Source organism: Paenibacillus sp. FSL H8-0317, assembly GCF_045040685.1.
Lineage (GTDB): Bacteria > Bacillota > Bacilli > Paenibacillales > Paenibacillaceae > Paenibacillus.
Genome location: NZ_CP150294.1, coordinates 4,962,801 through 4,974,764, shown reverse-complemented (window position 1 = coordinate 4,974,764; position 11,964 = coordinate 4,962,801). Strand labels below are relative to the sequence as shown.

The window sequence follows — 11,964 nt, the reverse complement described above, 5'->3', positions numbered from 1 at the left end:
CTAGTTAACGTATTTATACGGGAACTGGAGTTTCAAGGATTACAGAGCCGACTAAACGAGTTGCATTCCGCTTAAATGATGAGATCGGATGCTCAACAGACGCGTAACATGTTCCACCTCATCAAACGGTATCCACAGACTTCCGTGAACCGTACGTAAGGAGAGAATGGATGTATCAGCGGTACGCTCGGGAAATCCGGTTACCGTCTGACCGCTTGTATTACGAACCATGATCTGTTGTTTGCGCCGGATGGCAATTTCTACCTCTTTTTTCATAAGTCATTGCTCCTGATTATGAGATGTTAAATCCGTATGTCAATGTTTTCAATGGTTAATTTGTCTTCTTTATCTAGTCTATCAGAACTAGGTATAGATTTCCAGAAGAGAAATCAACATTCTTCTAGGTGATTTGTCTTAGCTGTGGATGATCCGTTTTTGAATGGGGATTACGGGGTTATATTAGGGTAAAAGGAGGGGAACGGAATGACACAATTGATTATTGGGCTGGCCCGTACCGAGAACGAGGCTATATTGATGCTGAATCAGGTGAAAGAGGAAGGCATCAAGGATAAATATTTGGGAGCGGTGGCGAAGGAGCAGCTTAATCTGGAGCTGGTGAGCGAGAAGACAGGTCTGCCCAAACCGTTGAAGGGTGCCGGAACAGATGGTGCCTTCGGCGCTCTGAAAGGCATATTGGCTGGTCTGGGGAAGCGAATGGATCAGACGATGTCGATCGGAAATGCAGTACGCAGGCTCGCTGGCAATGAGATTGGGAGTGAGACCGATGATTTGGTGCTTACACTGACTGAAGCGGGAATCTCGGAGGAGGATGCGCGGTATTACGAAGATTGGCTGTTAAAGGACCATATCTTGGTTATCGTGGAGTGCAGTGAGGAAGAAGCGGCTCGTGTTCGACCTATTTTACTTTTTTAGTTTAATTTAAGGCTGATTTTAGGTTTCTTTAATGTTGGGGAGGTATTCTTATCTCACACCTCCCTTAATATAGATTGGTTTACCGGAAGTCCGGGACCGCAACTCGGACTTTCTAGGCACTGTGAGCTGACGCTTGCAGTGCCTGTTTCATTTTTTTATTATTTTTAATAAAAGTGTTGCAAAGTTAATTAGTTCATGGTAAGATATTTTTTGTCGCCAAGAAATAATATCCATGCCGGGGTGGCGGAATTGGCAGACGCACAGGACTTAAAATCCTGCGGTAGGTGACTACCGTACCGGTTCGATCCCGGTCCTCGGCATCTTAAAAAGAAGGGTTTCAGCTCATTTGAGTTGGAACCCTTTTTTTTAAGTGTTTTGCTAAACGAGTTCCTTATATTATTAATTTGAAAATTTCAAAACACCGGATTGTAATATGAAGTGCGACACCAACTGGAAATAAGAGCGGATTCGTGTAGAATGAAGTCACCACAACAACCATTCACACAAGGAAAATCCATCATGAGCTACACACATCTTAGCATAATCGAACGTAGCAGCTAGAAATCCTCCACCAGCAAGGCAAAAGCTCAGGAACGATCGCAAAGGAACTATGCAGACACTTTTCAACCATTTGCCGTGAATTAGAGCTTGTAGCTTCATCCGAAACCTACGAAGCAGAACAAGCCCCACATGCTTATCAGGAACGTCGTACAGCCTCGACATCCAACGGTAACTGTGGCTGCTTCGCTCGAGGCCACATGGTCTCCAGAACAGATTACCGAACGTTTCCACGCTGATGGTCTGCCTGTAGTCTCCTTAAAACCATCTATCGCTGGATCTTCGCAGAACGTTTGGTTCAGGTGCGCACTACAGGTCCTTCGTCACAAAGGGAAGCGTCGGAAATCCGCAGAAGCTCGCGGTAAATTCACCATTGACCGAAAGAAGTCCACTCCCGTGAAACGTTTGGGCACTGGGAAAAGTAAGGGTTGCGTAGCGGCGTTTATCGAACGCAAAACGCGTCTATACATCGCTGTTCTCATGCCGGATCGTACCGCATTGTCGATGGAGATTGCGCTTAGTGCAGCCATCTCACAGTACCCCAAGGGAACCTTCCTTACAGCTAACCTACTGAACTTGAGAAGGCCTGTGAGAGCTTTAAATTGTTAGCATATATAAGTGTAGCTGCTGAAGAGGTATGGATACCGCTTTCTCCTCTATGGTGAAGCTAGATTAGCAGAATTGCGGTATTGATAGGTGGGCTACTAAAGAGTCGCTAATAAGAAGCGAAACGATGCTTTTATTACTACAACGCCTGTAAGATAATGGAAATTATCTGTTATAAGAGATTAGTCGTTATATTGTATACTCGAAGTTAACTATTATATACAAATACTTGAAATAAATTAATGGAGAGAGAGAGCATTCGGTGCGGGAAGTATGTATAAGATTCTTAGAACCTAAAGCTACGGAATTGCTTTGTAGATGCATAAGAAGGATGAACGTTATGGCTTATAATACCTCGTCAAATAATGTGAACAAGGATATAACAGTTTGATGAATGAGGATTAACTCATGATAAGAGGGTGTCGAATTTGGTAAGATTAGAAGACATTAAAAAGGATGCAATAATAAATGGTCTATTACAAAATGAAACTGCAAAGATTATTTTAGCTGAGCTTGTTGGAGCTGATGCTCTTTCAGTTGTCTATAAATCAATGAGTGGGGATATTCAAGAACAACTGTTGTTTCGGAGTGATGAGACGAAGTTATCATTTGCAATGGCAGGTCGTCCGTGGTCGTTTGAAGCCGATGCTGATTCCTTCAAACTAGCCGCTGAGGCTTATCGGATAAACGTAGCCCATTTATTCGATCCTATGATGGCAGTACATACATCTAATGTTGAACCGTTGCCTCATCAGATTACAGCTGTCTATGAATCAATGTTACCCCGTCAACCGTTGAGATTCGTCCTTGCAGATGATCCTGGGGCAGGGAAAACGATTATGGCTGGTCTACTTATGCGCGAGCTCATGATTCGAGCAGATGCCAAGCGTATTCTAATCATTGCACCAGGAAGCCTCGTTGAACAGTGGCAAGATGAGTTATATGAAAAATTTGATCTGGAGTTTGAATTATTCACACGAGAACTTGAAAACGTCAGTCGATCAGGCAATCCATTCGAAGAACGTGACTTTCTGGTCGTTCGTCTTGACCAATTAAGTCGAAGCGATGACCTCCAAGAGAAGTTAAAGGTCACGAATTGGGATCTTATCGTTGTGGATGAAGCTCATAAAATGTCGGCGAACTGGTACGGGCAAAAAGTTAATGAGACAAAGCGATTCAAATTGGGGAAACTCGCTGGTAGCATAACCAGACATTTCCTGCTAATGACCGCAACACCCCACAACGGTAAAGAGGAAGATTTTCAGTTGTTTCTTTCCTTGCTGGACTCTGATCGGTTTTATGGGAAATTCAGAGATGGGGTACAGCAGGTTGAGGTCAGCGATCTGATGCGTCGAATGGTTAAGGAAGAGTTATACAAATTTGATGGTACAAAACTTTTTCCTGAACGACGCGCAATTACAATCAATTATAGACTATCCGATATGGAAGCAGATCTATATGGTAAGGTTACGAATTATGTTAAAGAAGAAATGGATAAGGCGGATAAACTGGAAGACAAGAAACGTAAGGGTACTGTCGGCTTTGCGTTAACCTCTCTTCAGCGTCGATTAGCCTCAAGCCCAGAAGCTATATACCAATCCTTGAAAAATCGGAAAGAACGTTTGGAACGCCGCATTGAAGAAATGAAAGCTCAGCAGCGGACTAGAGTCGGTTGGGATAATACTTTTGAGGTACCCGATGACATTTATGAATCAGATGAAGAGATGGCTGATGCACAATATGAGGAGTTTGAAGAAGAAGTTGTTTCTCAAGCTACTGCCGCACGGACGATCCAGGAGCTAGAAAGAGAAATTCAATCGCTTAAGCAACTGGAACAGGTTGCAAGAGAGGTCGTTCAATCCAACCAGGATACGAAATGGTCACAGCTTTCAAGTCTGTTGCTAGGTGAGCCGATGATGCGTGATGCCTCTGGTAGTCGGCGAAAGTTAATTATTTTTACGGAGCATCGTGATACGTTGAACTACTTGCATAATAAAATCAGCGGATTGCTTGGTAATGTTAAGGCAGTTGTAACAATTCATGGCGGAGTGAAGCGAGATGATCGGAGAAAAGTTCAGGAACTGTTTAGACATGATCATGATACACTTGTGTTAATTGCGACCGATGCTGCGGGTGAGGGTGTCAACTTGCAAAATGCCAATCTGATGGTGAATTATGATCTTCCATGGAATCCTAACAGACTGGAACAACGGTTTGGACGTATTCATCGTATTGGACAAATGGAAGTTTGTCACCTCTGGAATATGGTTGCTTCAGAGACTCGTGAGGGAGATGTATTTCAACACCTCCTGAATAAATTGGAAATAGAGCGTATGGCTCTTGGAGGCCGTGTGTTTGATATACTAGGTAAGGTGTTTGAGCATCGATCTCTCCGTGAATTACTTATAGATGCCATCCGATATGGTGATCGGCCAGATGTTAAAGCTCAATTACAGCAGCAAGTAGAAGGAGCTCTGAGCCAAGAGCATCTTCATGACATCTTAAAGCGAAGTGCGCTTACTGAAGAAGTAATGACGCTTGATCAAATGTATAAGGTTAAGGACGAAATGGAAAAAGCTGAAGCGAGGAGACTACAGCCCTATTTTATACGTGCCTTTTTTCGTGAGGCATTTCTCCGTCTGGGAGGCGATTTGAAAGAACGTGAGCAAGAACGATACGAAATATCTCATGTTCCCGCAGTAATTCGTGAGCGTGATCGGCAAATCAGTGGACGAACACGTAATCGAAAACCAGTCTTAACCAAATACGAACGAGTTTGCTTTGAGAAGCAATTGATTCGAATGAAAGATAAGCGCGAGGCAGCGTTAATTCATACAGGGCATCCTCTAATGCAATCTGTAACCGACTTGATCCTAGAGCAAGAACGTGGGAAGCTAAAACAAGGAACTGTACTAATTGATGAGAGTGATGATGGAAATACCCCTAAAATGCTTTTTATGGTAGAACATGCGGTCAGAGAGAATGATTTAGAAAATACTTCCCGTGAAGTATCTCGGAGGATTCAGTTCGTTTCCATTGATGAACAGGGAAATGCTACTTCAGCTGGTTACGCACCGCATTTAGATTTACGAAAAGCATCTATTGAGGAGCGCAACTTAGTTACCGATGTGCTTCATGGTCAATGGATTACAGGGGACTTAGAAGGATTTGCATCCCGATTTGCAGCTGGACATATTGGTATGCCGCACTACGAGGAAGTTAAACGACGTAGGGAGTTTGATGTTGAACGGACACTTAAAGCAGTTCATGAGCGCCTAATCGTTGAGATCAGTTACTGGCAAGATAGGTATTTGAAACTTCAAGAGGATATTGCAGCGGGTAAACAGCCTCGCGTTCAACTCGAAAACGTTCGGCGTACCATTGACGAATTAACCGCTCGGCTGGAACAACGTCACAGAGAGTTGGAAGCCAAGCGACATGTTGTATCGGCAACCCCTATTATCATTGGCGGTGCACTTGTTATTCCAGCAGGACTTCTATCTCTAAGAAGAGGTCAGCATTCCCCTGTGGATGTAGCAGCCCGTAGACGAATAGAACTGTTGGCTATGCAGGCAGTTATGGATGCAGAGAGACGGCTTGGACATGAGGTGATTGATGTATCTGCTGACAAGTGCGGTTGGGATGTTACCGCTCGTGTTCCCCTTGGTGACGGTAGGTACGGTGTGGACCGCCACATCGAAGTTAAAGGCCGTGCTAAAGGACAAGATACGATTACAGTAACACGCAATGAAATGCTTTATGGTTTAAATCAAGGGGATAAGTTTATCCTTGCCATAGTGATCATCAATGGTGACGCGGTAGATGGACCTTATTATATCCGCAACCCATTCCAAGAGAGACCCGATTGGGCTGAAGTTAGCAAAAATTTAGACATTAGCCTCCTTTTAAAAAGGGCTGAACGAGTAACTACTATAGACGAAGTGAGTGATTAACATACATGGCCAACATAAAAACGCCAAAAAAACTAATCGAAGTGGCATTACCACTTGATGACATAAATACTGAAGCATCTCGTGAAAAATCTATACGACATGGACATCCCTCGACCCTACACTTATGGTGGGCTAGACGTCCGCTTGCAGCAGCTCGTGCTGTGCTCTTTGCGCAGTTAGTCAATGATCCAGGATTCGAGCGCCATTTAGGAAGAGGAATGAATAAAGAAGCAGCTCAAAAAGAGCGTGAACGATTGTTCGGTATTATTCGTAGACTCGTCAAATGGGAGAACATCAACAATGAGGAAGTATTAAATGAAGCTAGGGAAGAAATACGTAAGAGCTGGCGCGAAACCTGCGAATTGAATAAAGGCATTCCAGGGTTTGACCCCGATCAGCTCCCTGCATTCCATGATCCTTTTGCTGGTGGTGGTGCTATTCCACTTGAAGCTCAAAGATTAGGGCTTGAATCTTACGCAACAGATCTTAATCCCGTTGCTGTTACGATCAATAAGGCTATGATTGAGATTCCTCCCAAATTTGCTGGTTTAAAGCCAGTAAACGCAGAATGTAACAGTGACCTGATTAGCATAAAAGATGATTGGAAAAATGCTCGTGGATTAGCAAAAGATGTCCAATATTATGGTGAATGGATTAAAAACGAAGCTTATAAACGATTAGGACACCTATATCCTGAAGTATATTTACCTAAGGAGGCGGGAGGAACTAAAGCTACTATAATTGCTTGGCTCTGGGCTCGAACGGTTAAAAGCCCAAACCCTGCTTACAGCAATGTAGAAGTTCCATTATTGTCTTCATACCTTCTCTCGTCTAAAAGCGGTAAAGAATCATATATTCAACCCATTATCGAAGGTAGTAATTATAGGTTTGAAATTATTAAAGGAGTACCTCAAGATTTAAATAAAGTGAAGTCGGGGACGAAGATTGGACGGGGAGGTAACTTTGTATGTCTTTTATCTAATACTCCTATAAGTGTAGAATATATTCGTCAAGAAGGAAAGGCGGGGCGGTTAGGGAGAAAACTGATTGCTATTGTGGCAGAAAGTAAAAATGGCAGAGTATATTTAGAAGCAACAAAGGAATTTCAGTCGCTTGAGGAGATCGCAGAACCAAATTGGAGACCAGATGTAGATATAAATTATAACCCTAGAGATATAAGAACTCAGCTGTATGGACTTTATAAATATTCAGACTTATTTTCAAACAGGCAGTTACTATCACTTAATACTTTCTCGGAATTAGTTAGGGAGGCGCGTCAGAAAATTTACATGGATGCCATTTCAGCTGGTATGGACTCTGATGAAAAAAGCCTACGAGATTCAGGAAAAGGTGCACTTGCTTACGCAGAGGCTGTTTCAGTATATCTTTCATTTGTAGTAGATAAGTGTACCGATTACTGGTCAACATTGTGTAGCTGGAATGCGCCTGGTGAAAAAATGAGAAATACATTTGGTAGGCAGGCTATTCCAATGGTTTGGGACTATGCAGAAGCTAATCCATTTTCAAATTCCACAGGAAATTGGATGGCAATGGTTGATTGGGTATGGAAGAGTATCAATAACCTTCCTGCAAATGTGACTTCATTTTCATTTCAAGCTGATGCTCAGAGCCAAGCTTTAAGTAATAATAAGATAGTATCAACTGATCCACCTTATTATGATAATATCGGATACGCAGATTTATCAGACTATTTTTATGTATGGATGCGTAAATCGTTAAAGGAAGTCTATCCTGATGTGTTTGCTACATTAACTGTACCGAAGCTTGAGGAATTAGTTGCAACCCCATATCGTCACGGTACTAAAGATAAGGCAGAAACTTTTTTTCTTAATGGAATGACACAAGTTATGAGTAATATCGTTGGGCAAGTACATCCAGCATATCCAGTAACAATATATTATGCATTTAAGCAGTCTGAAACAGAAGAAGATGGAACATCCTCGACAGGATGGATTACGTTTTTAGATGCTATTGTAAAATCAGGATTTTCAATAGTTGGAACCTGGCCTATGAGAACAGAAAAGTCTGGGAGAATGGTTAGTTTTGAATCAAATGCTTTAGCTTCAAGTATTATTCTTGTTTGTCGAAAGCGGGATTATAAAGCTGAAACCATAACTCGTCGTTCATTTATTCGAGAGCTTAATGATGTAATGCCAGAGAGCTTAGAAACAATGGTTGGGGGGAAAAGTGAATCATCTCCTGTGGCTGCGGTAGACCTTCAACAAGCTTCTATCGGTCCAGGAATGTCTGTTTTCTCAAAATATGCAGCTATCTTAGAGGCTGATGGTTCAACTATGACAGTACGTACAGCGTTACAATTAATTAATCGTGTAGTGGATTCTTACCTCAATGCTACTGATGGAGAATTGGATGCCGATACACTGTGTTGTCTCAACTGGCTTGATCAATATGGTTGGAATCAAGGAGATTATGGTCAGGCTGAGGTGTTAGCAACTGCAAAGGGAACAACGGTAGAGAGCATGAAAATAGCGGGAGTCTTGGAATCAGGTCAAGGCAAAGTACGCTTGTTAAAATGGCAAGAATACCCTGTTGGTTGGAAACCTGAACATGATAATAGAACCCCTGTTTGGGAAGCACTACATCATCTGATTCGAGCGCTCCAACAAGAAGGGGAACAAGCTTCAGGGAGTCTACTTGCATGTATGCCAGCGCGATCAGAAGCAGTACGTAACCTTGCTTACCGACTCTACACATTGTGCGAACGCAAGGGGTGGGCAGACGATGCACGAGCCTATAACGAGCTTATAACAAGCTGGGATGAAATCGATGCAGCGGCGCATGAAATCGGATACCACGGATCACAGTTGGAGTTATTTTAACTGAAGCACAGTTAAGGGAGATAGTTATTTATGAGTATAAAACCTTGGAGAGAGATCGCTATACCGCATCAAGATGTATTACAAGGAACGTTTCAACAATCAGAATTTGCAGCTGATTTGAGCCGAGTGCATCAAGGGTCAGCATCACCTGAGTACGGTGATCCTAAGCTATTCTATTCACGTACTTTCATTACGGAAGGTATGAAGCTACTGCTCGATTCTGTGATTAATCGATTGAGTGGACGCGGGGGAGACCCTGTTATCCAACTCCAGACAGCGTTCGGAGGAGGAAAGACACATACGATGCTTGCCGTGTATCATTTGGCTAGTGGTAAAGCACCTATTAGCGAATTGCAAGGGATAGCGTCAATAGTTGATGATGCTGGTATTATAGATGTGCCAAAAGCACATGTTGTGGTACTGGATGGGAATGAGATGTCACCGAACCAAACTCAGATTAGAGATGGAATTTTGGTTCATACTATGTGGGGTGAATTAGCATGGCAACTTGGACAAGAGGAAGCCTACAATATCGTCAAAGATGCTGATGTGAGTGGCACATCACCAGGTAAAACTGTTTTGGCAGAGTTGCTAGGAAAATACTCTCCATGTGTAATTCTTATTGACGAATTAGTTGCATATTTACGTCAGTTTGAAGAAGGTAGGACCTATGCAGGTGGTACATTTGATTCTAACTTATCCTTTATCCAAGCACTAACGGAGGCTCTTAAGGCTGTTCCTCAAGCCATGATGCTGGCATCTTTACCAGAATCACATGCTGAACTTGGTGGCATTCGCGGGCAACAAGCTCTTGACGCACTTGAGAAATATTTCGGTCGTGTTCAGGCTCTATGGAAGCCTGTAGCCACTGAGGAAGCCTTTGAAATTGTACGGCGCAGGTTGTTCACGAATATTACTGACGTGCATGGAGTAGAAGGAGTCTGCCGAGCCTATTCAGGTCTTTACGTTCAGAACAGTTCAGAATTTCCTACCGAGACGCAAGAGACTCGATATATGGATAGACTTAAGCAATCTTACCCTATTCATCCTGAAGTATTTGATCGGCTATATGAGGATTGGTCTTCACTCGATAAGTTTCAACGTACTCGTGGTGTGCTTAAGCTTATGGCCAAGGTTATACATAAACTTTGGACAGAAGGTAATGCCTCTCCAATGATTCAGTGCAGTGATCTTCCATTAAATGATCAAGATGTTCGGAACGAGATGGTTTATTATCTGCCGCAAGGATGGGACCCTGTTCTTGAACGCGATGTTGATGGGCACCGTTCAGAAACTGTAATTATTGATCGTGATTCTCGATTCGGTGCTTATCAAGCTGCACGGCGGGTAGCGAGAACTATCTTTTTGGGCAGTGCGCCAAGTGTTACGCTTCAATCGCAGAAAGGGATTGATCAAGCGAGGATACTACTTGGCTGTGTACAACCTGGACAAACCATTAGTGTTTATAAAGACGTACTGAGACGTATGAGCGACGTTCTTCACTATTTGAACAATGTAAACAATAGGTTTTATTATGATACTCGTCCTAACCTTCGCCGTGAGATGGAAGAGCGTAAGGTGCGATTTACCGATACGGATTCGGAAATTCGTACTCGTCTCGCTAAGCAACTGGATACAAGGAGAGAATTTACGGGGGTGCATATTTTCACCCCGTCAGCTGATGTACCTGATGATGAGGAACTGCGATTAGTAGTTCTCCCCACAAGTGGGGCATATAGCCGTTCGGAACATAATCAGGCGACAGTCATTGCTAACGAGATCTTAACTAAGAGAGGAAGTCAGCCTCGAAGCCATCAGAATCGTCTAATTTTCTTAACTGCAGATTACGAAGCGATACAGCGTCTTCGAGAGAGTATCCGTACAGTGCTATCTTGGCAGTCCATTGTGGGTGACATAAAAGACGCAAGACTCAATCTGGACCGTATACAACAGAAACAGGCCGAGGAACAACTCGGACGATCCCAAGACATTGTTACTAGAAGTATATCTGAAGCATACAAATGGCTTCTGGTGCCTTATCAGGAGGCGCGTCAAGGCCAAGGTGTTACAGAAGTAGCTTGGGAAGTCGTATCAATTCAGCCTAATGCTAATGGTGCAATGCTAGAAATTGTAAACAAGCTTAAGGAAAACGGAGTACTTATAACAACATGGGCTCCTATCCACCTTAATAATATGCTTAAGACTTGGTTCTGGAAAGATGAGTTAAATGATGCACAAGCTCTAGATGTCTGGAAAAAGACTTGCCAGTACTTATACTTACCTCGTCTGCACAATCAAAGTGTTTATCATCAAGCGATAGAGACAGGTGTCCAAAGTAAAGACTTCTTCGGCGTTGCATATGGTAGAGAAGGTCAAAATTATATAGGGTTTGCATTGGAACAAAACATAAGTATCATTCTAGACGGAACCACACTTTTAATTCATCCAACAATTGCTCAAGCTTATGATGCGGTTCAAATGCGATTGAAAGCTCAGAGAGAGGAGGAGCAAGGAGAAGGGAAAGAAATGCCACCTGGTGTGGGTTCCCTACCTGTTACTCCTCCTGGAGGGTCAACTGGAGGGCTGGGCAGACCTATTGGATCTGTTAGTCCCAAACCACCTGTTGTACTTCAGCCAGTGGAACAATTGAAACACCGATTTTATGGTAAGGTACAGATACCCAAAACAACTGCTAAGATGGACTTTGCCAACATTTATGATGAAGTGCTGAGCCACTTTGCTCTTAAATATGATGGAACTGTAACAATTACCATAGAGGTCGAGGCTACTTCTCAAGGTGGTTATGATGAGGCTTTTCAACGCATTATTCGAGAGAACGGCGGACAACTGCGGTTCAGCATGACAGAGTTTGAAGAGGAATAATAATTAATCAATTATCCATTCATCTGAAGAGGTTAGGTTAGTGCCTAGCCTCTTTTATCATTCTTTGAGTTGATGAGATGTTTGCCATTCATATTGCAATGTATGTAGGAGGGGGTTGTTTGACTACCTTAAGTTTAAAAGAAAACGACCGGGTCAGTGTAATATTAGTC

The 11,964-nt window shown here is 42.9% G+C and carries 7 protein-coding genes and 1 tRNA gene; 7 read left to right on the top strand and 1 reads right to left on the bottom strand.

Features of this window, described 5'->3' with window-relative positions; translation table 11 throughout:
* Nucleotides 1–51 precede the first annotated feature (51 nt).
* Nucleotides 52–276, bottom strand: coding sequence for a hypothetical protein (locus MHB43_RS22305; protein ID WP_017687353.1), 225 nt, complete (start codon nucleotides 274–276; stop codon nucleotides 52–54).
* A gap of 207 nt (nucleotides 277–483) precedes the next feature.
* Here MHB43_RS22305 and MHB43_RS22300 point away from each other — a divergent pair, with 207 nt between their 5' ends.
* From MHB43_RS22300 to MHB43_RS22270, 7 genes are all read left to right on the top strand, one after another.
* On the top strand, nucleotides 484–933 hold the full coding sequence (locus tag MHB43_RS22300; protein ID WP_124116048.1) for a general stress protein: 450 nt from the start codon (nucleotides 484–486) through the stop codon (nucleotides 931–933).
* Nucleotides 934–1,167: 234 nt separating this feature from the next.
* A tRNA-Leu gene (locus MHB43_RS22295) sits at nucleotides 1,168–1,253 on the top strand.
* A gap of 243 nt (nucleotides 1,254–1,496) precedes the next feature.
* Nucleotides 1,497–1,730, top strand: a complete 234-nt coding sequence (locus MHB43_RS22290; RefSeq protein WP_405132459.1) for a helix-turn-helix domain-containing protein — start codon at nucleotides 1,497–1,499, stop codon at nucleotides 1,728–1,730.
* Complete coding sequence (locus tag MHB43_RS22285; protein WP_405118005.1) at nucleotides 1,624–2,100, top strand: hypothetical protein; 477 nt, start codon at nucleotides 1,624–1,626, stop codon at nucleotides 2,098–2,100. Before MHB43_RS22290 ends, MHB43_RS22285 begins: the two co-directional genes overlap by 107 nt.
* Nucleotides 2,101–2,525: 425 nt before the next feature.
* Entirely contained in the window at nucleotides 2,526–6,050 is a 3,525-nt protein-coding gene (locus tag MHB43_RS22280; protein ID WP_405118004.1) for a helicase-related protein, read from the top strand.
* 5 nt (nucleotides 6,051–6,055) lie between these two features.
* Nucleotides 6,056–8,911, top strand: a complete 2,856-nt coding sequence (locus MHB43_RS22275) for a DUF1156 domain-containing protein (RefSeq protein ID WP_405118003.1) — start codon at nucleotides 6,056–6,058, stop codon at nucleotides 8,909–8,911.
* A gap of 30 nt (nucleotides 8,912–8,941) precedes the next feature.
* Nucleotides 8,942–11,794, top strand: coding sequence for an ATP-binding protein (locus tag MHB43_RS22270; RefSeq protein ID WP_405118002.1), 2,853 nt, complete (start codon nucleotides 8,942–8,944; stop codon nucleotides 11,792–11,794).
* The last annotated feature ends 170 nt before the right edge of the window (nucleotides 11,795–11,964 follow it).